20 protein-coding genes are annotated in these 20,876 nt (G+C 48.1%); 13 read left to right on the top strand and 7 right to left on the bottom strand.

Translation table 11 applies throughout. The annotated features are described in order from the left end of the window. From ACJ2PR_RS29550 to ACJ2PR_RS29530, 5 genes are all read right to left on the bottom strand, one after another. Positions 1-1,770 (bottom strand): eCIS core domain-containing protein (locus tag ACJ2PR_RS29550; RefSeq protein WP_446879668.1); only part of this gene is annotated, 1,770 nt, incomplete at its 3' end. Between the two features lie 71 nt (positions 1,771-1,841). After that, a complete protein-coding gene (locus tag ACJ2PR_RS29545; protein ID WP_446879667.1) occupies positions 1,842-3,752 on the bottom strand; it encodes an ATP-binding protein in 1,911 nt (636 codons plus the stop codon). Next, positions 3,749-4,975 carry a DUF4255 domain-containing protein gene (locus ACJ2PR_RS29540; protein WP_446879666.1) on the bottom strand — a complete coding sequence of 409 codons (1,227 nt, stop codon included), beginning with the start codon at positions 4,973-4,975 and terminating at the stop codon, positions 3,749-3,751. The genes ACJ2PR_RS29545 and ACJ2PR_RS29540 overlap by 4 nt, the downstream gene beginning before the upstream one ends. A gap of 110 nt (positions 4,976-5,085) precedes the next feature. Continuing rightward, positions 5,086-5,760, bottom strand: a complete 675-nt coding sequence (locus ACJ2PR_RS29535) for a response regulator (protein WP_446857696.1) — start codon at positions 5,758-5,760, stop codon at positions 5,086-5,088. A 30-nt stretch (positions 5,761-5,790) separates the two neighbouring features. Beyond that, on the bottom strand, positions 5,791-6,867 hold the full coding sequence (locus ACJ2PR_RS29530) for a sensor histidine kinase (RefSeq protein ID WP_446879665.1): 1,077 nt from the start codon (positions 6,865-6,867) through the stop codon (positions 5,791-5,793). A gap of 338 nt (positions 6,868-7,205) precedes the next feature. Between ACJ2PR_RS29530 and ACJ2PR_RS29525 the strand changes: the two genes are divergently transcribed. The 9 genes from ACJ2PR_RS29525 to ACJ2PR_RS29485 all read left to right on the top strand — a co-directional run bounded on the left by ACJ2PR_RS29525 (position 7,206) and on the right by ACJ2PR_RS29485 (position 12,338). Continuing rightward, positions 7,206-7,721: a Pvc16 family protein gene (locus ACJ2PR_RS29525; RefSeq protein WP_446879664.1), complete on the top strand. Its 516-nt coding sequence runs from the start codon at positions 7,206-7,208 to the stop codon at positions 7,719-7,721. Between the two features lie 31 nt (positions 7,722-7,752). Then, positions 7,753-9,465 (top strand): phage tail sheath family protein, encoded by a 1,713-nt coding sequence (locus ACJ2PR_RS29520; RefSeq protein ID WP_446879663.1) that lies wholly within the window; start codon positions 7,753-7,755, stop codon positions 9,463-9,465. Between the two features lie 39 nt (positions 9,466-9,504). Further along, positions 9,505-9,972 carry a phage tail protein gene (locus ACJ2PR_RS29515; protein WP_446879662.1) on the top strand — a complete coding sequence of 156 codons (468 nt, stop codon included), beginning with the start codon at positions 9,505-9,507 and terminating at the stop codon, positions 9,970-9,972. 235 nt (positions 9,973-10,207) lie between these two features. Then, on the top strand, positions 10,208-10,711 hold the full coding sequence (locus ACJ2PR_RS29510; protein ID WP_446857691.1) for a phage tail protein: 504 nt from the start codon (positions 10,208-10,210) through the stop codon (positions 10,709-10,711). Then, positions 10,712-11,206: a phage tail protein gene (locus ACJ2PR_RS29505; protein ID WP_446857690.1), complete on the top strand. Its 495-nt coding sequence runs from the start codon at positions 10,712-10,714 to the stop codon at positions 11,204-11,206. A gap of 24 nt (positions 11,207-11,230) precedes the next feature. Continuing rightward, entirely contained in the window at positions 11,231-11,581 is a 351-nt protein-coding gene (locus ACJ2PR_RS29500; RefSeq protein WP_446879661.1) for a hypothetical protein, read from the top strand. Between the two features lie 13 nt (positions 11,582-11,594). Then, positions 11,595-11,924, top strand: a complete 330-nt coding sequence (locus tag ACJ2PR_RS29495) for a phage tail assembly protein (protein ID WP_446879660.1) — start codon at positions 11,595-11,597, stop codon at positions 11,922-11,924. Beyond that, positions 11,909-12,046, top strand: coding sequence for a DUF6760 family protein (locus ACJ2PR_RS29490; RefSeq protein WP_446879659.1), 138 nt, complete (start codon positions 11,909-11,911; stop codon positions 12,044-12,046). Before ACJ2PR_RS29495 ends, ACJ2PR_RS29490 begins: the two co-directional genes overlap by 16 nt. A gap of 82 nt (positions 12,047-12,128) precedes the next feature. Then, positions 12,129-12,338, top strand: a complete 210-nt coding sequence (locus ACJ2PR_RS29485; RefSeq protein ID WP_446857686.1) for a hypothetical protein — start codon at positions 12,129-12,131, stop codon at positions 12,336-12,338. A 1-nt stretch (position 12,339) separates the two neighbouring features. Here the strand turns inward: ACJ2PR_RS29485 and bioA are convergent, their stop codons facing one another. Together bioA and ACJ2PR_RS29475 are read right to left on the bottom strand one after the other, a co-directional pair. Further along, complete coding sequence (gene bioA, locus ACJ2PR_RS29480) at positions 12,340-13,623, bottom strand: adenosylmethionine--8-amino-7-oxononanoate transaminase (RefSeq protein WP_446879658.1); 1,284 nt, start codon at positions 13,621-13,623, stop codon at positions 12,340-12,342. A 95-nt stretch (positions 13,624-13,718) separates the two neighbouring features. Further along, the gene (locus ACJ2PR_RS29475; protein WP_446879657.1) at positions 13,719-14,489 is read right to left on the bottom strand and encodes a biotin--[acetyl-CoA-carboxylase] ligase; all 771 of its coding nucleotides are present in this window, start codon (positions 14,487-14,489) and stop codon (positions 13,719-13,721) included. A 439-nt stretch (positions 14,490-14,928) separates the two neighbouring features. Between ACJ2PR_RS29475 and ACJ2PR_RS29470 the strand changes: the two genes are divergently transcribed. From ACJ2PR_RS29470 to hepA, 4 genes are all read left to right on the top strand, one after another. Beyond that, a complete protein-coding gene (locus tag ACJ2PR_RS29470) occupies positions 14,929-15,201 on the top strand; it encodes a GlsB/YeaQ/YmgE family stress response membrane protein (RefSeq protein WP_446857683.1) in 273 nt (90 codons plus the stop codon). Positions 15,202-15,687: 486 nt separating this feature from the next. Continuing rightward, the gene (chrA, locus tag ACJ2PR_RS29465; RefSeq protein ID WP_446879656.1) at positions 15,688-16,884 is read left to right on the top strand and encodes a chromate efflux transporter; all 1,197 of its coding nucleotides are present in this window, start codon (positions 15,688-15,690) and stop codon (positions 16,882-16,884) included. Between the two features lie 624 nt (positions 16,885-17,508). Beyond that, complete coding sequence (gene hepC, locus ACJ2PR_RS29460; protein ID WP_446857681.1) at positions 17,509-18,438, top strand: heterocyst development glycosyltransferase HepC; 930 nt, start codon at positions 17,509-17,511, stop codon at positions 18,436-18,438. 406 nt (positions 18,439-18,844) lie between these two features. Further along, the gene (hepA, locus tag ACJ2PR_RS29455; RefSeq protein ID WP_446879655.1) at positions 18,845-20,695 is read left to right on the top strand and encodes a heterocyst formation ABC transporter subunit HepA; all 1,851 of its coding nucleotides are present in this window, start codon (positions 18,845-18,847) and stop codon (positions 20,693-20,695) included. Positions 20,696-20,876 lie beyond the last annotated feature (181 nt).

Below are 20,876 nucleotides of genomic sequence, written 5' to 3'. Positions count from 1 at the left end.
GGCTCGCCAATCATGTTTATGTCCTAATGCATTTGTGCTACCAGGGGCATCCGTCTCGCAGCCAATCAACAGCGCTCCGTCTCGCGTGGCTGTGGGCGGTTTGTAGCCAATATAGAGGTGTCCATAGGAGCCGTTGGGGAGAATGACTGCACCATTGATATCGACGTTGCCCAGTCCACCCACAGGCAGGTCTAACCCGTAGTGATGCGTTTCACCTGTTTCAGTACCTACTTTTGCATTAATGGCTGCACCAAACCCTTTCTTCTCTTTGAATGATCCAGTCTGCCCTTCGCCGATCGCAACACGGTGAGTTCCGGCTGTTCTGGTGTGGACTCCAGAAGTTTCTGCTTCTTCACCAATCAGCCATTTAAAGAATCGGTTTGGGTCTTTTTTGGCGGCTGGGATGCGGATATTCACTCGCCCTCCGTGGGAAAGCGCAACGGCTACTTGTTCTGTCCAGTTGTTGAGTGCCCCTTGGGTGTCGTAGTAATTTAAGCCGTATTGCATGACCACAAACAACCGCCGCACAATTTCGGTTGCCAGCGTGGTTCGAGTTTGAACTTCAGTACTCTCGTTCGCCGTTAGGTTTGCTCCTCCTGGATCTGTGAGTCGATTTTTTTGAGCCTGCGTGGGATCGGTCAAGGTATCTTGCCAGACTTGAGCATCGCGTGCGTAAATACGCTGTTTTGCAGCATTTGCCGTAGCGGGATCTTTACTTTCGATCGCATCGACCTTCCACATCGGAGGCTTATTCTGAACATTCTGCTGTGCCCGATTCACGCCAGCATAGGAGGCAGTCCATAGCCTAAATCCAGAGGGTAAATTTTCCCAGCCACCAAAATCTGTGCCCTCAGCGTAATCGGCTACTGGCATTGGAAAATTTGATCCTAGAACAACTGCATAGGCATGGATGTCTCCGTTGGTGAATCCTGAATCTTTTAACCAGGTTCTTCCGTTTGAGGATTGTGCAAGCTGTGCAAGCGCAGTGCGTTCAGGGGAGGTAAACAACCGAGTATCGTTTTTATAGAGTTGCTTGACGGCTGATTTAGCGTCCTTAGTATTTTTGCCGAAGGGCAGCACTTTATCAACATAGTATTTCTCAGTGCTGTTGAGGCTGTCGTAATCGGTGAATAAGCATTGAATCTGGGGAGTCGCTTGGATCGTTCCGGTTTGCTGCACTACATGAGTTAATTCGTGTGCCAACAATTCTTGCCCACTGCTGCTCTGAGGCGAATACGCTCCTTGTCGAAAGAAGATATCCCGTTGAGTGGTGAAGGCTTTTGCTTGCAGCGACTGATTTAACTGGTCAGCTTGAGGGCTGGTATGAATTCTAACGCCACTAAAATCGCTACCAAACGCTTGCTCCATTGGTTCTCGAATGCTGGCTGTAAGGGGCTGTCCGCTACCACGCGATCGTCGAATTGCGTTTTCTACCTCTGGATCTGCGGTCATACTGCTGGCTTCAGATTGCCGTTGGGCGATCGACTTCATCCTCAATTCTTCATCTTCAGCTATCTCTTGCCGTTGAATCGGTTGTGTCTGAATCTGATTGACGATTTGATGAGCCACCCGATCGGCTTCCTGTTCATACTTATCATTGGGCTGTCCGATCGTCAGTTTTGCCTGAATGGGAAACAGCGGTTTGGCGAGAAGGTTATGTGACTGAGCTTCTGAAGATGCAGGTTTTTGAGGTGCAAATGGACGGGTTGGAATCACCGAACTAGCGGTTGGATTCGTATTTGCTTTCTTTTGAATCTGCTGTTTCTGCATCACAAGCCTCAGCGTGAAGATGTTTTATTGTGGCACCGAAATGAATTACAGAAGATTAGACTTTCGTCGAGTTACACCCAGCCTTTGACTTCGGAATCGGCGATCGATCGTTCCAGCTTGACATACTCGCGTTTTGCCGCCTGTACCAAATGTTCCATCTTCACAGGCTGATTGGCTTCTGCTGCCAAAAATGCCGCGTTTAGAGCGATATTGCGAATGTTTCCGCCAGCGACCGTGAGCTTGGCGAGTTTGTCGAAATCCAATCCTTGCGTGGGCGTTTGGGTGGGGAAGATTTGTCGCCAGATATCAGCACGTTGTTTGGCATCGGGAAAGGGAAACTGCACGACAAAGCGAATGCGACGCAGAAAAGCGGTATCCAGAGAGTCTTTGAGATTGGTAGTGAGAATGGCTAATCCCCGGTAGGCTTCCATGCGCTGTAACAGGTAGCTGACTTCGATGTTGGCGTGGCGATCGTGCGAATCTTTGACCTCCGATCGCTTGCCAAAAATTGCGTCGGCTTCGTCAAATAACAAAATCACGCCTCCCGTTTCTGCGGCATCAAAGACGCGACGTAAATTTTTCTCAGTTTCGCCAATGTACTTGCTGACAACCGCGCTTAAGTCAATTCGATAAAGGTCGAGTTTTAGTTCGGTTGCCAGGGTTTCGGCGGCCAGCGTTTTGCCCGTTCCGCTTGACCCTGCAAAGAGGGCACTGATTCCTAATCCACGATCGCCTTTTTCAGCAAATCCCCAGGTTTCGTACACTTTGGCACGGTGTCTGACCTGAATGGCAATGTCTTGCAGCATCTGCTGTTCGCGCTCTGGCAAGATCAGATCAGTCCACTCAGAATCGGACTCAATGCGTTGGGCAAGACTATCTAAATTGGGGCGTGCTTGAATTCGGCAAGTGTTCCAGAGTGTATTTTTGGTTTGATTTACTGCTGTACGTGAAATCGTTTGAATTGTGGTGGCGTTGAGATTGAAATGGGAGGTAAGGGTTTCAATCGTCCCGTTCAACTCAGCATTGCCTTCTAAAGCGTTTTGCCAAATGGTGTACTGTTCTTGGCGCGTAAGTGGGGGAATCTCAAACGTGACTAGATAGCGTTGCCGGGGATGATGGCGATCGCGACTCATCACAACTAACGGACAGCGCACCGTTTCTATAAACTGAATGATCGATCGCCCTCTCTCAGTTTCTAGTAAATCTGAACTAAAATTGAGTAACAGCGCACTATTCGTTAAGATAGCTTCCCGTTCCCAAAGGCGTTGGATTAAGTGTAATGAATTGGGATCAGTGGGCAGTAATTCTGCATTCAAGCGATGGAGCGATAATCCTAATTTGTGGCAGGCTGTCGTAGCGATCGCTTGTTGGCTGACGGGATCGGCTCCACAGAGTTGCATGATCGGGAAACTTGAAAAATCTTGTTGCCACAGGGCAGAAACTTGGGCAGCGATTTGCTGGTGAGAAGGCTGAATCGGGTCTGAATTAAATTGGACGGATTCGACAAAGGTAGAGAGGCGATCATCCAAATGAGACAAGCCTGCCAGGTAATGAAGAATTCGTTCGTCAATGCGTAAAGGACTGGCTGTGAGTGCGTTGCCGCCGCCGATTTCAATCAGTCGCCAGCGTCGTAAAGGAGCCGTCGGGAGCAAGCCTGCCCAATCGGAATGGAATGAAAGTCGCAACGCTAAACCCAACGTCGGATAATTGAGTTGAGAATCGCCCTGGGCTTCTGCACACAAAGCCGACCAACCACTGTCAAATTCCATGCCTGCACAAAGTAACAGCACTTCACGATCGAACACCGACAGCCCAAAAATCTCACTCAACCGATCCAATGCAGACCCAAACGTGGGATCGATCGCTTCAAAATCGGGTGAAGTTTCAATCTGAGCCAGTTGACAGAGACGAGATCGAATTTGAGCGATCGCTGCCATCAAAAATTGTTGATTTTGTTCGTGCCAGGTTAAAGCTGTGATCATGCGCCGATCGCGATTTTTGGACGAGTATACCAACCTGATGTCACAGAATTAGCATCACTTTCTTCAACAAACAGCAGACTCTCAGCCCCATCAATTTGTACCCGAACCAGATAATCCGCCGCTTTGACCTCGCGAATGGGAATGGTGATCGTTTCTGTATCAACCGTACGATTGCTTGCTTGAAATAAATAAGTCACAGGTTGATCTGTCGTCCACTCATTGAGAATTAACAGGACTCGCTGTTGCGCTCCAACGATCGGATTCACTCGAACAACAACGTTAGCAGCGTATAAATTATCACCATCATCAACAGAATTGAGAACCGTTACATCAACAATCGAAGGACGCAAAACAAACGCCGCCACATTGGACTCGATCGCTCCCTGAATCACTTGTAAAGACTGCACACCCGATCGCAAGTTTCGCAGCGACGAGAGCACAATCTGAGTTTCACTGATCTGATTTGGGGCAACTTCAAACCCACCGATCCTTACCCGCGTTTGATCCCCGCTCAAATCTTTGCCGAGAATTAGAAGCGAACTGTTGTCCAAAATTGGCTCAAATTTTCCCGCTTGAGAGAGCACCGTTTCGACGATCGGTTGACTGGTAAAAGGCGCAAAACCCGCAAATCGACGATCGCGAACGGGTAACGCTTTTTGTGCCAAATCTTCTCCGTCTACCACGACTACGGAGGCTTTATAAGCGATCGAGAGCGTGTAAGGGGATTGAAAAAACACCGACCAGACTTTAGAGAGATCTTCTAGCGACAGATCCATTGGCGTAAAGCGAATATCTTCGACTTGAGTCGCCAAATCTGATCCATCCAAAAAGCGAAAGTCTTCATCCGCCAGCGTTCTCTGAATCATTGCCCCAGTAATCACCGTATCGTCACTCAAAGTACGCACAATTCGTCCCAAAAGTCGCTGCGGTTCCAGTCGCGATTCATCTCCCACAAAGCTAAACATGTAATGTAAATCAAGTGCCGTTCGCGATTTCGTGGCCAATTCTCCTCTGCGATTTCGCTGTCTCAGATCAGACTTCTGATGCCAAACTGGATTCAATGCGGTCTGATACAAATACACATTTACCCGTCGCTCTAACGCCCCTCGCAGCAGCATATCTGGGCGATCGGTCGTCACTTGAAATCCTTCTTCTGCCACTTGATCTTGCAGGATTTTGCGGAGAACAGCGGTGACGGTCGCGATCGCGAGATGATTGCTCATGGATAAAGGGAGGAGGGAGGAGGGAGGACGGAGGACGGAGGACGGAGGACGGAGGAAAAGCGCTGGGTGTTGTATGAATATCAAGATCAATATCAATTCACTCCTCACTCTTATGCTGATACCAGTCCTAGTTTGAGAACTTTGACGATCGCTTGTGTTCGGCTGCTGACTCCGACTTTCTCGAAAATGGCGGTGAGGTGAGCTTTGACGGTGGCAACGGTGATGTAGAGATGTTTAGCGATTTCTTCGTTGGAGGCACCTTGTACAAGCCACTTCAACACTTCCTGCTCGCGATCGGTGAGCCGACAAGCCTGACGCGCCTGAATCGATCGACCTGCGTAGAAATGGAACAGCCGGAAAAAACTCGTCGCGACATCGGGAGGCAAATAAACTTGATCTTGCAAAACGGTCGCGATCGCTTCACACAAATGAGCCGCTAACCCTTCTTTGAATACGTATCCACAGGCACCTGCTTGCATTGCTCGAAACACCCATTCATCCTCTTGATGAGCCGAGAGCGCAAGAACTTTAGTCGTCGCATTTTGGGCTTTTTGATGCAGCAAGAAATCAATGCCACTGCTCTGTGACAGTTCTAAATCTAATAAGACTAACGTGGGATGTTGTTCTGCCGTGAGGTGAATGGCTTGATCGACAGTCGCCGCTTCGCCCACCACTTGAAACTGCATCGATCCGGTGACGCTATAAAAGTCGAGTAGCGTTCGTAATCCTTGACGAAAACTGGGGCGATCGTCCACTAACAAAACAGAAATAGTAAGGAGTGACATAGTAGAGAAACCTGAGTGGGAAGGTGAATTCTATGAGCTAAGTCGGGGAATGACAATCGAAAACTGCGCTCCGCCTTGGGGCAAATTTTCGGCCCAGAGACTGCCTTGATGGTCGAGAATAATCTTCTGAGCGATCGCCAGTCCTAGTCCCGTCCCGCCGGAGCGTCGAGAGTAGAAAGGGACGAATGCCTGGGTGAGATCGGTGGGCGATAAGCCTGATCCCTGGTCAGAGAACTCGATCAAAACTTCGGAGTGAAAAACCTGCCAGTGACAGGAAATTGTGCTTCCCGGTGGGCTGAAATGAATTGCATTACTCAAGAGATTGTCAAACACCTGTCGAATCTGCCAACCGTCTACCGTCAGCATCGCCGAGGAATTTGAATAGTGAATCTCTAGCTGTTTGTCAGCGATCGATTCTTTGAGTTGGGTCACGCTGGCTTGAAAGAGCGATCGCAGGTCGCAGGCTGTGATATTGAGTCCTGCTTGCGATCCACAATAGAGTAAGTTCTTCAGGTTCAAACTCAGATCTTTAGCAGTTTCTTGAATCGTTTCAACTTCTTGTCTGAGCCGTCCTTCTGGCAGTTGTAAATGAAGCAGATCTGCATGGAGACTAATCAGCGATAAGGGATTTCGTAGCTGATGTTCAACTCGTTGTACGATCTGTTCTAAAAGCTGTATCTTGGCTTCTTGACGGGAATACTCCTCGTGTAAGAGTAGTGACTGCCTGATAACGTGGGCTTGTTGTTGGATAATAGCTTGCTGGTGATCAGAGAGCCATTCATCACAGCATACTAGCAAGTACTCACAATCAGGTCGCAGCGATAATAAACAAACATAGGATTTGTAATGAACTGCTGACTTAAGTTCTACGACCTGTAGAATAGACAGAATTTGTTCCTGGCAGGCTTCGACTCTAACGGCGATCGCTTCTATATCCAAATCAGAATCCAACTTGGAGGAATCGCGATCGCAATAAGTGATCACTTGACGATCAGAATTGAGCGATCGGAATACAAGACAGGCTGCAACCAGGGGCAATTGGGCTGCTAACTGCTTGAGGTGGAGATGATAAACATCTCTCGTGTCCAGCAGGCTAAGTGAACACATATTAAGTAGTGTCTAACGCAACGAATTCTTTGGAGAAAGTTGAATAGAGTCGAAAAGACTTGCCTAGAAGCGTTGGATAAAACTAGGAACCACACAAACCAGACCGAAGATTAACTGATAGATCAAAAAGACATCTAGCGGTATTACCTCATTTTAATGCCCCCTGATTCCCTAAAAAGAGGAAATGGTACTAAAAGTTACTCATCGCCTAGATTAATCGCAATGAGGGAGAATTTATCCATTCCCACATATTTTTTAAAATTTCGACAAAGGTCTAATAACGTTTGGGTGATCAAATCCCTAATCTATAACCTGTACGGTCTATCGACCTGAGTTCTATGATTTCTGCGATCGCCCAAACCTTGGCGGAAATTCTGTCTAGTGAAATTTCGCTCATTCGCAAAGAGCAAATTTATTTTAATCACCCTGGCACAAGCTCCCTTCCAGGACTGCGCCTCAATCTCTACTGCTACGACCTACGCGAACATTGTTTTGCCCACGCGGTTCGCTATCCAGACGCTTCCGCGTCAATTTCATCAGAAAATTTACTTGCTAAAAGGGTCGATGTTTCGTTTTTGATCAGCGTTTGGGACTCAACCGCCCTGAGCGAACAGCATTTGATATCGGAGGTGTTGACTCTGCTATTACGACATCATTTTCTACCCGAAGCGTCTCTCGCTCCCATTTTGCGACACCAGGGGCTATTGCCTATGAGGGTTTCGGGTCAAGACCTGAGTGAGACGGCACAACTCTGGCGAGCGTTAGGCGTACCGTTGCGGCCCTCAGTGCAGGTAGTTGTCACAGTGCCTTTTTGCTCACATGGCTCACCTTGCGTAGTCAGTCAACACAATTAACTTTTTTACTTAACTTGGAGGACTTCTGCTCATGGCGTTAGATTACTTTGCTCCTGGCGTATATGTTGAAGAGGTCGATCGCGGCAGTCGTCCGATCGAGGGTGTGAGCTTAAGCGTTGCCGGATTCATTGGCTTTACCGAAGATGTCCGGGGCGGGGCTGAAGTGTTTCAACCAACGTTGGTCACTAGTTGGGATCAATATCTACAATGTTTTGCCAAAGACAAGTCTGACGGCTACACCGACTTCAATGCTTATCTGCCGTTTGCGGTGGATGGGTGGTTCAAAAATGGGGGCGGGCGCTGTTGGGTGACGAGCATTGGTACGGGCATGGGGAAAAAGGATGACAAGCCTGCTGCACCGCCTCTACTGATTGCGGCCGGTGGCAATCGTCCCTCACTTAAAATTACTGCTAAGGAACCTCCCGCTGACGATAAAGCACCCAAAGGAGCAGTGACCGTCTCGATCTTGCCGAGTACGCCCCCAACCGTTGACGGCAAGACCCCTGTGGACACGGGAGAATTCTTTGAAATCGAAGTGCGGGTTGGCGGTCAGCTTGTTGAACCTCTTGATGCCGCCACGCAGAAGAAAACCCCAATTTACAGTAATCTTTCGATGGCCAACAATGGCGCGGTGGTTGCAGAGAAGTTAAAAGATTCTAAGTATGTGACGATCGCAATCGATCCTAGTGCAGGAGGCCCTGCTTTGGCCATGCGACCGAGCAATGGAACTTATCCATTTCCCGCACCTCCCCAAGTGCGAACCCAAGAAGATTTTGCGGTCAAGCTTCCTGGAGCAAGCAGCGATCGTACCGGGATAAAAGGCTTATTTGAGGTTGATGAAGTGGCGATGGTTGCCTGCCCTGATTTGATGCTTGCCTTCCAGAAAGGCTGGCTGGATCTCGACCAGGTACACGCGATTATGGTGATGATCATTGGTGCCTGTGAAACCTCGTTTCCGAGTCCTCCGTTTCGCATGGCGGTGATCGATACTCCTCCGGTGCAGATTGGCAAAAACGCCGAGGGGAAAGAAACCAATACAAAGGTACCTCCTGACCAGCAAAAGCCGCAGCATGTTGCAGAATGGTTGTCAAAGTTTAACTACCGCTCTCAGTTTGCAGCACTTTATTATCCCTGGATCGAAGTTGCAAATCCTCGTGATAGTGGTAAGCCGATATTGGTGCCGCCTTGTGGTCACATGATGGGCATTTGGGCGCGAGTTGATCAAGAACGTGGCGTGTTCAAAGCGCCTGCAAACGAAACGCCAAGAGGCGTGATTGGTTTAGCTTACGAGGTCAATATTCGCGAACAAGAATTGCTCAACCCCAAAGGCATCAACTGCATTCGCAACTTTTCAAATTACACACGCGGCTACAAAGTTTGGGGTGCCCGTACCTTAGTCGAACCTGACAATATTCAATGGCGCTATATCAGTGTGCGACGGTTGATGAGCTATATTGCCAAGTCGATCGAGATGGGTACGCAATGGGTCGTATTTGAACCTAACGATCAAGATTTGTGGGCCAGAGTCACCCGCACCGTCAGCAATTTCTTAGAAGGATTATGGCGACAAGGTGCTTTGTTTGGCGGTTCTCCCGCAGAAGCGTTTTATGTCAAATGTGATGCCACGATCAACACGCCCGACACGATTATGAAAGGTCGTTTGTATATCGAAGTCGGCGTTGCCCCAGTTCGACCTGCGGAATTTGTGATCTTCCAGATTAGTCAGTGGTCGCCCAATCAGTAAGTTTGAGTTGTGGATTTTGATAGCTGAAGGAGAATTGAAATGGCGATCGTAACGGTTGAAAATTTTGAATTAGTGATCGACGGATTGGATGCTTTGTTGTTTATGAGTGTAGATATTCCGCCCTACAAAACCGATGTTCAAGGGGGAGATGTGCAGATGTCCGGCAAACGAGGAGGCGTGCGCCAAACCCTAACCAAAAAGCGAGAACAATCTGCCCAAATTACCTTAAAAACATTGGCCAGTGGCGATCAAAAAAGTACCAGTTCCAAAATGCGTACCTGGCTGCAAGAATGTATGCCCAAATCTGAGAACGGCAAAGGCTTTCCCGATTCTGCCCGCAAAAAAGGCTCGATCGATGCCTACAATTCCGAGGGTACTAAGATTAGCTCCTGGCGACTCGACAACGCCTGGATTTGCAAATATACGATCGATTCCCTAACGATCGACGGCGGTCTATTTGAAGAAACCTTCACCCTGCAAGTCGATCAATTTGAGCGCGCTTCCTAAAACGGTGTGAATTCGGTGAATTTTTCCGCTTCGTTGTTTAGCACTTTTGCCCCCCAGCCCCACAATCTGGGGGACTTTCAGATTATATTCTTCTTTCAAAGTCCCTCACTCGTGGGGGATTTAGGGGGCTGCCCGGATTTGTACCGCAGCGAAGGTGTCCCTCATCCCTTCTTGAATCCCCTCATCTCTCATCTCTTCCTGAATTCCCTCATCCCTTCAAATTGGAGAACCCAATATGGCAGACGTTCCAGAGTATTTATCTAAAGACAGTTTTGACGTAGAGTTGACCGATTTGAAGAATCTAATTGTCAAAGAAGTCAGCGGTTGGCAAGTCGATATGTCACCCGCTCAGGCCGAGAACTCGATCGGCTCTGGCCCCAAAGGCAAAGCCCTGATTCTCAGCGTCCCCAGTCAGCCCAAATATGGCAGCGTCAAAATCGTTTTAATTCCCGGCAAACATCAGCAGGGTGACGACACCAAACTCTATCAGTGGTATTCAGATTGCTCCTCTAAAGCCAATTTGGGGGAAGCAGCTAAGGCGCGATCGCTCCGCAAAGATATGACCGTCAACGTCTACTATTCAGGCACCGACGGCAAAGTGGGCATCAAATACGACTTTAGCGGAGTTCTCCCCAGCAGTTTTGAAGTCCCGGCTCGAACCGCAACTAGCAGCGATTTGGAAACCTGGACATTCGAGTTGCAATTTGAACGCATGAAATTCTCGCTCAAAGATCCTTAAATGCCTACTGCTTTTCCCGAAATTCTCACCGCTTGTCGCTTTTATTTGGAACTCAAACTCGATGGCAGCGACGATTCTGTAGACGGCTACTTTAGCGAATGTCAAGGCTTTCAGGTGAGCCAAGCGGTAATCGAGGCTTGCGAAGTCACCCCTCAAACCTGGGGCAAAGCGGGCACGTCGATCGGTCGAGTGGTTCGCACCAAAATTCCGGGGAATGTCACCTACACCAATCTGATTTTGCGGCGAGGTCTGACCGTCTCAGCAACGTTGTGGAATTGGATGGAAACGGTGGGGCAGGGCAACTGGTCAAAACAGCGTCGAGACGGTTCGCTAGTCGTGTATAACCAGGCAGCCGAGGCGCAATTTCGGTTGGAGTTTCAGTCCGGCGTGCCTATGCGCTACAGCATTACAGATTTGAGTGCAGCCGAAGGTGGATTTGTCGTCGAAGAGTTGGAAGTGGCAGTAGAAGGCTTGAAGCGGGTTGCGGTGAATTAAGGAGCGGAGAATTAAGGAGGCGACATGCAAACTGAATTTGAGTTTACGTTACCCAAAGGCTATCTCGATGGCGAAGGAAATCTGCACCGTCAGGGTGTAATGCGATTGTCAAGAGCGATCGATGAAATCATTCCAATGCGTGATCCTCGCGTCAAAACCAATCCTGCTTATGCAACGGTGATCATCTTAACGAGAGTCATTACGCAACTGGGAATCTTACAGGAAATTACCCCAACTGTGATTGAGGGATTGTTCGCTTGTGATTTGAGTTATCTACAGAAGTTTTACCGTCAAATTAATGAATTAGAAGATCCTGGCAACGTGTCAACGAATACTTCGCCCTCACCAAATGTATTGCAACTGAACGCTTCTTAAAACACGTTAGAACATGAAACCGATCGCATTCAATTTCACACTTTGCAAAGGATTGATCGATGCTACCGGAAAATTGCAGCAACAAGGAACGATGCGGCGGGTGACTGGCAACGATGAACTTTTGATCCAGAACGATCGCCCTCTGCAAGACGACCCCAACTATGGAACGCTAATACTCTTATCACAGGTGATTACTCAATTGGGAACCTGGGAGACGATCGCGCCCTCCGACCTCGAAGCCCTGTTTCTCCCCGACCTCACTTACCTGCAAACCTTGTTCAATCAACTCAATCAGCCCTACGTCGAGTGTTGCCCATCGGGGGAATTTTGGGCTACCCCTTAGAGCAGCTATACGAGGAGGTAGTCTTTATTGCGCTGCACTTTCACTGGTCACGCGACGAGATTTTGAACCTGGAACACGCAGAGCGGCGACGCTGGGTTGAGGAAATCAAGCGGCTGATTTGAGGAAAAAGAAACCAAAAGAAGGATGGAATAGGACGGGGATGATCTAGGATTGGGAAATTAGCTCGATCGAGAAATTTTAACCATGAGTAACGCTCCATTCAACGACGAAATTACACTAGCAGAACAAGCCGAAGCGCTAGGTCGAAAAGCACTGAAACTAGGGTTAATTCCCAGTTTTGTGGTGCGTCATTTTCCAGACAGTTGGGAGTTCTACATTCCTAACGAAAAAGAATCAGCGATGCGTTCTCCCGAAGAGGCTTACTTGTATTTAAAGAAGCTGATTGGTTCGTGAGTTATATCGTATCTAAAACTTTATGAATTGTTTGATAAATTGATTCCAATTCGTGATCGGTGATGCAGTAAGGTGGCATTAGATAAAGTGTATTGCCGAGTGGACGCAGAAAGAACCCCAGATCGAGCAAGCGATCGCGCAAATCAGATCCGATCGTGTTGAAATAACCTGATTGCTCCTGCGTTGTGATTTCCATTGCTGCGATCGTTCCACAAACTCGGATTTTTTCGACTCTAGAATGTTCCTTTAGATATTGATTTAAGTATTGACGATGCTGAGATTCTAGCTCTCGAAACCGTTGTGGAGACTGTTCTAAAAGTGTGAGAGAAGCCAATCCTGTGGCACAAGCTAAGGGATTCCCAGTAAAGGAATGGCCGTGCAGAAACGCTTTATTCGCGTCGTCACTGTAGAACGATCGATAGATTTCCTCACTGGCCAACGTTACCGCCAGCGGCAAACAGCCCCCTGACAATCCTTTCGACAAACAGAGAATATCAGGAGTCGTCTGGGATTTGAGACACGCAAACAACTCGCCCGTTCGCCCAAAGCCCGTCATCACTTCGTCATAAATCAACAGCACGCCAAACTGATGAGCCAAATCTTGCAGCGATCGGAGAAACTGCGATCGACAAATCCGCATTCCCCCCGCCCCTTGAATCAGCGGTTCGATAAAAATGCCTGCATAGCGATCGCGACTTAAATAAGATTCAATCTTCTCTAACACCTGATTTTCACGATTCTCAACTTCAGAATCTTCATCAAACGTTGCTGGAAATGGCACCACCTCCATCTCAAACATCAACGACCGAAACGGCTGCCACCAGTCACAACTTCCGCCGATCGACATGGCTCCGATCGTATCGCCGTGATAGCCCCCCTCAAAGCCCAAAAAGCGTGTGCGAGGTTCGCCTTGATTGCGCCAATATTGATACGCCATTTTGAGCGCCACCTCGACGGAAGTAGACCCATTATCTGAGAAAAACACCCGCGTCAAAGCGTTTGGTAAATGCGTCAGCAGTCTGCGGGCTAACTGCTCGGCTGGCTCGTGGGTAAAGTTGGCAAATATGACCTGTTCTAGCTGTTTTGCCTGGTGATAGAGCGCGTCGGCCAGGACGGGATGGGCATGTCCATGAATTGTCACCCACCAGCTTGAGATGCAATCCATCACCCGTCGCCCGTCTTCCAATTCTAGCCAGATGCCATCTCCTCTCACGACTTTGAGCGCTGGAGGAGCGGTTTTCATCTGCGTAAAAGGTCGCCAAATCGGAGAATCAGAGGAGTTCATAGAATGAGCGATCGCAAAACAATCCGCCTAAATTTCTAAACTCAATGTACCAGTCCATCCCGACTAATTGAATCAATTCTTTTATCCTTCATCGCTCATTCTTCAATTTGGCTGACATGCCCAGAGGTGAAGCTGCGAATGCTCTGATCAGCTAACTTCACCAGCAAACAGCCCCGATCGTTAATCCCAACCGCCTTACCTGTCACAGTTTCTCCATGCAGTTCAATCGTAACGGTATGACCCAAGAGAGCATCACGATCGCGCAAATCAGATAATAGAGACTGCAAAATAGATTGGTTTTGAGAATACTGTAATGATTGCCAAGGCGTAGTAATTTTCAAGAGATGAGCACGAATGCGATCGAGAAAATCAAATTCATCAGGAACCGCAACCACTTCATGGAGACTAATCGGATTGATCATCTCTTTTAACTTAGAGAAATCAGCACAACGATTCAGTCCAACGCCTACAACCAGCTTTGTATAGTCTCCCTGAGTAACGCCCTCACAGAGAAGGCCTGCCAATTTTCTTTGATTTAGCCATATATCATTCGGCCACTTTAGGCGCAACTGATGGTCTAAATCGGGAATCAATTCTTCAACCGCATAAATCACCGCTAAACCTGCGATCAAACTAAGTCCCGATAGCTGTGAGGTAGGAATGTGTAGCACAACACTCAACGTCAAAACTCCCGGTGGTGCGTACCAAGTTCGCCCATGTTGCCCCCGCCCCTGAGTCTGTTGTTGAGTAAAGACAACGGCTCCAGATTCTAACTGAGTTAAATGCTCGATCGCCCATCGATTAGTACTCGGACAGCTTTCTAACCAATGCAGCCAGCTAGGAGCGTCTGGAACGATCGCACTCATATATCGCACTCCTATTTCTTGTCCAACCATTAAAAGAGCCTACCATTTCGCTTAAATTCTTAAATTGTTTATGGAACCCAATCTAGACGAGCCTTATCACTCCAAAGGTAGATGGAATCTTAGTATTAGTTACTACTTTCGTTGCTCGCTTCCCTATCCCAAGGTAGGCAGAGATTTAGATTTGAGATTGCTAATCTTGACTCATGGAAAACGCACCAGGGAACACGAGCCGCAATGGTTTCTTACTGAAGTTCTAATCTAGAACAACAGAAGTGTTTATAGGACAGAAATCAGAACGGTGTAAAGGTTGAATTGCATCTTTACCAGGTCACATTAAAGGGTTAAGCCTCTACTCAGTGCGGTCTGAGCTTGTGAACGTTAGTGATTGATCATGTAAGTACATCTTGAATTTAGAGAACATTAGCAGAGGGAAAACACAATGGGTATTCTAGCTTGGATTGTTTTAGGTTTAATTGCAGGCGCGATCGCTAAAGCTATCTATCCCGGTCACCAAGGTGGCGGCATTTTGGGAACGATGATTTTGGGTATTGTAGGGGCTTTCTTGGGCGGTACGCTGTACACAGTTTTGACAACTGGGACGCTCGCTCTAGGCTCGGTTGGTCTGAGCTTTGGCGGTATTGTAGTCGCAGTGTTGGGTGCAATCTTGGCGCTGTTTATCTACTACGCCGTTGCAGGTCGCAATGCTTACTAAATTGCTGGGGTGATTGAAGTTGATCATAGCGGATTGTCATAGCGGATCATCATAGCGCGATCACTTCGTCACCAATCTCTACAAGCAATTCTGCGGAATGAACAAGAGACCCCCGACTTCTTAAAGAGGCCGGGGTTTTTTATCGCTCAGGTTTCTAATCACTTGGGGCTAAAACTTGAGTCGATTTAGAGTACTTTCTCATATCAGTCGATCGTATAATACCCAATCAATTTGTTAATGCTACAGATCCTTCGCCCCCTAAATCCCCCAGTCTGGGGGACTTTGAGAATCCGAGACTGCTTGATTTAGGAGATCCCCTTTTGCATATCATTTCTACCTAATGATCAGAGAAATACTTGCTCAGGTTTGTTTATTAAACTTGCAGCGACCTAGCATACAAACGTAGAGAAAATCAAGTCTACTTGCACACAGGCTTTTTGGGTATTTTACGCTTCAATTAAGAGAGGATTCTTCCACAGTAAGGTTATGGAACGCTCATCCTCACTTCGCCTCAAAGAACTCGCCACCCTATTTTTTAGACTGGGCATCATCGGTTTCGGCGGCCCGGCTGTGCACATTGCCATGATGGAAGATGAAGTCGTCAAAAAGCGCCAATGGCTGACACGGGAGCAGTTTCTCGATTTGCTGGGCGCGACTAACCTGATTCCTGGGCCCAACTCGACAGAAATGGCGATTCATATTGGCTATGTCTATGGAGGATGGCTGGGTTTGATTGTGTCGGGCGTTGGATTCATTTTGCCTGCGATCGTCATCACGGTTGCATTCGCCTGGGTCTACGTTACATTTGGTACGATTCCTCAAATTGCATTCCTGCTTTATGGGATCAAACCTGCTGTGCTGGCGATCGTCTTAGATGCGCTCTGGCGCTTGGGCAAAAAAGCCGTCAAAACTCGTAAGCTTTGGGTGATTGCGATCGCCGTCTCGCTCCTCGTCTGGTTTGGTCGCGTCAACGAAATTGTTGCCCTCTTAAGCGGCGGATTGTTGGGAATGATTTGGCTTCAGTTTCCCGATCACGGCAATTCTACAGAAGAGGCGAATCTACTCATCGCTGGTCTTGTGACGGGCACAGTTTTGCAGGCAAGTGCGGCGACCGTGGCGACTTCTCAAGTTTCGCTGTGGCAGTTGGGATGGTCGTTTCTCAAGATTGGCAGCATTTTGTTTGGGGGAGGCTACGTCTTGCTGTCATTTATTCAGGGCGAATTTGTTGAGGGATATGGCTGGCTGACTCAACAACAATTGTTGGACGCGATCGCCATTGGTCAATTTACGCCTGGCCCGATTCTTTCGACGGCCGCCTTTATTGGATATGTAATCGCAGGTATTCCGGGAGCCATTGTCGCAACGGTTGGAATTTTCTTACCATCCTTTATTTTTGTCGTTGCGTTAAATCCTTTTATTCCATTCTTTCGTCGATCGAAATGGGCATCCGCATTTTTGGACGCAGTGAATGCGAGTGCGTTGGCGTTGATGGCTGTCGTCACATTACAGTTAGCAATCGCAACTCTAGGAAAACCGACGGCTCCTTATCTTGATTTTTTGGCGGTCGCGATCGCGTTAGTCAGTGCTGTTTTAGCGATTCGATTTCAGGTAAATGCGGCGTGGTTGGTAATCGGGGGAGCGGCGATCGGGTGGCTGTCCTTTTCGCTAGGCTACGCTCAGTAAAGCGATCGTCATAAGTGTAAATTATCACCAAATTCACACACAAATTCCGTGATCCTCAGCCCTACCGATTCGGGAAGAAAGCGGGGTATCTCTCATTCTTCTGATGTCTAAAAAAGGTTGGATGAGGGAAAAATTCACGCTGCACCAAATCAAGCCAGTACACCAAAATCTGCATGACTTCTTTGAACCCAGCTTCTCGCCAAAGGGTACGGGCACAAAGGAATAGGTGATTTGGCACATCTATATAATGTATATAATGAACGTCCGATTGACTGAAATTGCAGAAGGGAGCGATCGAGACCCGCCTGATCCAACGCTCCTGACGCTTACGATGTCCGCTTTACCAAACGAATCGTTGCGCCCTGATCCCTGAAAAACGGCATGGATTGGACGAACTAGACCATCCGAAAAAATTTGCTTCTCAAAAGTAACCAAAATTTACATCTCTAACTTCTAGCTGATTTATTCGTCGGACTGCTGATTAACATTTGAGTTATTTATTATCCGCCTAAGTCCAAATCAGTTCGGGGACTTCCATCCCACAGCTAATGCCTTTAACAGTCTGGATGTGGTCAACCTGACTACTCCTTTTTGACGCTTAACCCTGAAACAAGTCGGATACCTATGACAACGTTTAATCCCGCAATCCTGAAAACCCTCGACACTCCTACCTGGCAGCGATCGACGGTTGGCTTTCCAGAATGCGTTCTCAAATGGCGGCGCAAACAATTGATCGTTTACCCTACCCAATCGCCACAAGACAACTCACTACCGCCTTTGGCTGACCAGGAATGGCTAATCGAATGTCTCAAGCGTTCTCCCATTCGCCTGGTTCGCGTCGATGCTAGTTTCAGCGAAGCCGCCCTCAAGTTTTGGGCAGATGCTTGCGAACAAGCGGGGAAGACACTCTACTTGCGTCTGCCTGCCGCCTCCCGCCTGCCCCAAAAGCGCAGAGGACTCTGGTGGTGCAAACGAGCCTTTGATTGGAGTCTGGCCACCTTGATGCTGCTGGTGTTGAGTCCGGTGATGTTGGCGATCGTGCTGGCGATACAGATTTTTACTCCTGGCCCGATTTTGTTTCGTCAATGGCGTGTTGGTGAACGGGGCAAACTGTTTCGAGTGCTCAAGTTTCGCACGATGAGCGTGGATGCCGAAAACAATCACCATGCTGTGATGGCCAATCAGTCACAATCGAGCCTTCACAAGCGGGAAGACGACCCTCGCATCACACCTCTGGGCAGGTGGTTACGCAAATACAGCCTGGACGAACTGCCCCAAATTTTTAACGTGTTGCGCGGTGAAATGAGCCTTGTCGGCCCGCGACCCTGGGCCCTGTATGATGCTGTTCGGATTCGCCCAGAACTCCAAGAACGACTGAATGCCTTACCAGGAATCACCGGAGCGTGGCAGGTTGAAGCGCGATCGACGCTATTAGACCTTGATATGGTGAACGATCGGGATTTGCAATATCTCCGCGATTGGTCACTATCAGGCGATTTCAAGATCCTATTACGAACGGTGCCCAGGGTACTTTCTGGATTTGGGGCTTGTTGAGAGAATGGTGAGCGGTTTGCGAGTACTCATGCTTTAGACCTTAGACTTTAGACCTTAGACTTTAGACAAACGCTACTGGAATTCCCTAAATTGGTGACATTTGACCTCAGACTTCAAACTCAAAAGCTGCTTTGCACGGAGTCTAAAGTCCAGAGTCTAAAGTTTAGAGTCCAAATCTTAGCCAAAGTTGGCGTTGCTGAATCATGGGATGAATTGCCCCAATGTGAAGGGGAACCAAATGTTCAAAGTCCCCCAGAATGGGGGATTTAGGGGGCGAAAAGCTTGACGCTTCTCACAGATTCATCCCTCCAATCAGCAATGCCCCAAAGTTTACAGGTACAACTCATACACTCATTGCAAACCGCCGACTTTAACCTGAGTTTCGGCCCCTCTAGTCTAATTATTTATGCGAGCTAAGAAGTTTCCTAATCCAGTGCGTAATCTTGTTAGAGGAAGCAACCTTTGGCAAGAAAATTCTTTGATCTTACATGAGTTTCAATATTTCCCGTGGATAGCGATCGCTGCAATCACGTTTGCATTGTGTTCGGCAGCATTTGAGGGATTTGGCTTCGGATTCCTGCTTGCATTTCTCCAAAGTTTGGTGAGTCCCGATGCACAACCTTTTCAAACAGGAATTCAATGGTTTGATCTTTGGGTTCTAGACATCAATTCTTCGGCTACCAATCGACTGTACCGAGTTTCTGGCTTGATTTTGGTGTCAACCTGGATTCGAGCAGGCTTTAATTATTTGACGCAGTTTTATACCGAACTCTGTCAACAAAAATTAGTCGATCGCTTGAGAAAACGCATCTTTGAGCAACTACAAGCAGTCAGCCTCAGCTACTTTGGCAAAACCAATTCAGGAGAACTGATCAACTCGATCACAGGTGAAATCGGTCGCCTACAAATCGCCTTTGGACTGTTGGCTTATATAATCACCAAAGGATTAACTTTGCTGGTCTACGTGACGTTGATGTTTTCGATCTCCTGGCAGTTAACGCTAGTGTCGATCGTATTGTTCGGGTTATTAATCGCAGGATTAACCAAACTGAATGCACGAGTGCGCGAAAGTAGTTTTGCAGTTTCCACAGCGAATGGAAAATTCACAGCGATCGCATTAGAATTCATCAACGGAATCCGCACTGTACAAGCCTTTGCCACTCAAGACTATGAGCGAAAACGCTTCTATCAAGCTAGTGGTACTTTACAAAAGGCCAGCATGAAAGCGGCCTCTCGGTGGGCACTGGTGCGGCCGGTAGCAGAAGGGTTGGCCACGACGGTTTTGATTAGCATGATCATTCTGGCCATCACCGTATTTGTCGCAAACGGAAACCTGCAAACAGCCTCCCTCTTAACTTTTCTGTTTATTCTGTTTCGGCTGGTGCCTGCTCTCCACGAAATTAACGGCAATCGCGCTCAACTCAGTGGTTTTGGCGGGTCGATCGCCAACATTCAAGAGATCCTTAGAAGTGACAACAAGCCCTATTTGCAAGATGGAACCTATCCGTTTAGTGAACTGCGGCGATCGATTGATTTTGTGGCCGTTGAGTTTGGCTACAATCCTCGTCAGCCCGTTCTCAGAGACATTACGCTCACTATCGAACGCGGCAAAATGACAGCCCTGGTCGGGGGTTCGGGAGCCGGAAAAACAACGTTGGTAGATTTGATTCCTCGCTTTTATGATCCGACTGGCGGACAAATTCTGATCGATGGTCGAGATTTGCGATCGTTTGCCATCAATTCTCTACGACAGAGGATGGCGATCGTCAGCCAGGACACCTTTATTTTTAACGCTTCGGTCAGATACAATATCGCTTACGGTTTAGAAGATGCCAGCGACGAAGCCATTTTGAGAGCCGCCGAACAAGCCAACGCGCTCGACTTTATTCTCGAAATGCCCGACCAATTTGAGACACAGTTAGGCGATCGAGGGGTGCGGCTTTCTGGCGGTCAACGTCAGCGGTTAGCGATCGCTCGTGCCTTGCTGCGTGATCCCGAAATTTTGATCTTAGACGAAGCAACTAGCGCCCTGGATTCAGTTTCTGAACGATTGATTCAACAATCACTAGAGCAACTGTCAAAAGGAAGAACGGTGATTGCGATCGCACATAGATTATCCACCATTGTCCGAGCCGATAAAGTTGTCGTTTTGGAACAAGGCCAAATCATCGAACAAGGCACGTATCAAGAACTGCTTAACCAACGCGGCAAACTCTGGAACTACCACCAGATGCAGCATCAAGTCAGTGCAGAGTAACTATGAAAAGGCTTCAAACCAGACTTAAACGCATTTACTAGAAGAGGAAGGTTATGCACTTAATTGCGCTAGAACAGGAACCCACATCACTCAGGGGCGGACAGGAATTAAACCTATTTGAAATTACGCGGGGATTGGTCAAACGAGGGCATCGAGTCAGCCTGCTTTATGAGCGCGACGG

It is taken from the genome of Phormidesmis sp. 146-33, assembly GCF_052939515.1.
The sequence above is the reverse complement of the archived record's forward strand: the minus strand, read 5'-3'. Positions and strand labels throughout refer to the sequence as shown.

Excerpts from the sequence above, each read along its gene's own strand:
- ACJ2PR_RS29510 (WP_446857691.1), top strand. The coding sequence starts at position 10,208 with ATGGCAGACGTTCCAGAGTATTTATCTAAAGACAGTTTTGACGTAGAG.
- ACJ2PR_RS29525 (WP_446879664.1), top strand. The coding sequence starts at position 7,206 with ATGATTTCTGCGATCGCCCAAACCTTGGCGGAAATTCTGTCTAGTGAA.
- ACJ2PR_RS29530 (WP_446879665.1), bottom strand. The coding sequence starts at position 6,867 with ATGTGTTCACTTAGCCTGCTGGACACGAGAGATGTTTATCATCTCCAC.
- ACJ2PR_RS29540 (WP_446879666.1), bottom strand. The coding sequence starts at position 4,975 with ATGAGCAATCATCTCGCGATCGCGACCGTCACCGCTGTTCTCCGCAAA.
- ACJ2PR_RS29520 (WP_446879663.1), top strand. The coding sequence starts at position 7,753 with ATGGCGTTAGATTACTTTGCTCCTGGCGTATATGTTGAAGAGGTCGAT.
- ACJ2PR_RS29545 (WP_446879667.1), bottom strand. The coding sequence starts at position 3,752 with ATGATCACAGCTTTAACCTGGCACGAACAAAATCAACAATTTTTGATG.
- ACJ2PR_RS29500 (WP_446879661.1), top strand. The coding sequence starts at position 11,231 with ATGCAAACTGAATTTGAGTTTACGTTACCCAAAGGCTATCTCGATGGC.
- ACJ2PR_RS29515 (WP_446879662.1), top strand. The coding sequence starts at position 9,505 with ATGGCGATCGTAACGGTTGAAAATTTTGAATTAGTGATCGACGGATTG.
- hepA (WP_446879655.1), top strand. The coding sequence starts at position 18,845 with ATGCGAGCTAAGAAGTTTCCTAATCCAGTGCGTAATCTTGTTAGAGGA.
- ACJ2PR_RS29475 (WP_446879657.1), bottom strand. The coding sequence starts at position 14,489 with ATGAGTGCGATCGTTCCAGACGCTCCTAGCTGGCTGCATTGGTTAGAA.
- ACJ2PR_RS29485 (WP_446857686.1), top strand. The coding sequence starts at position 12,129 with ATGAGTAACGCTCCATTCAACGACGAAATTACACTAGCAGAACAAGCC.
- chrA (WP_446879656.1), top strand. The coding sequence starts at position 15,688 with ATGGAACGCTCATCCTCACTTCGCCTCAAAGAACTCGCCACCCTATTT.
- ACJ2PR_RS29470 (WP_446857683.1), top strand. The coding sequence starts at position 14,929 with ATGGGTATTCTAGCTTGGATTGTTTTAGGTTTAATTGCAGGCGCGATC.
- hepC (WP_446857681.1), top strand. The coding sequence starts at position 17,509 with ATGACAACGTTTAATCCCGCAATCCTGAAAACCCTCGACACTCCTACC.
- ACJ2PR_RS29505 (WP_446857690.1), top strand. The coding sequence starts at position 10,712 with ATGCCTACTGCTTTTCCCGAAATTCTCACCGCTTGTCGCTTTTATTTG.
- ACJ2PR_RS29495 (WP_446879660.1), top strand. The coding sequence starts at position 11,595 with ATGAAACCGATCGCATTCAATTTCACACTTTGCAAAGGATTGATCGAT.
- bioA (WP_446879658.1), bottom strand. The coding sequence starts at position 13,623 with ATGAACTCCTCTGATTCTCCGATTTGGCGACCTTTTACGCAGATGAAA.
- ACJ2PR_RS29535 (WP_446857696.1), bottom strand. The coding sequence starts at position 5,760 with ATGTCACTCCTTACTATTTCTGTTTTGTTAGTGGACGATCGCCCCAGT.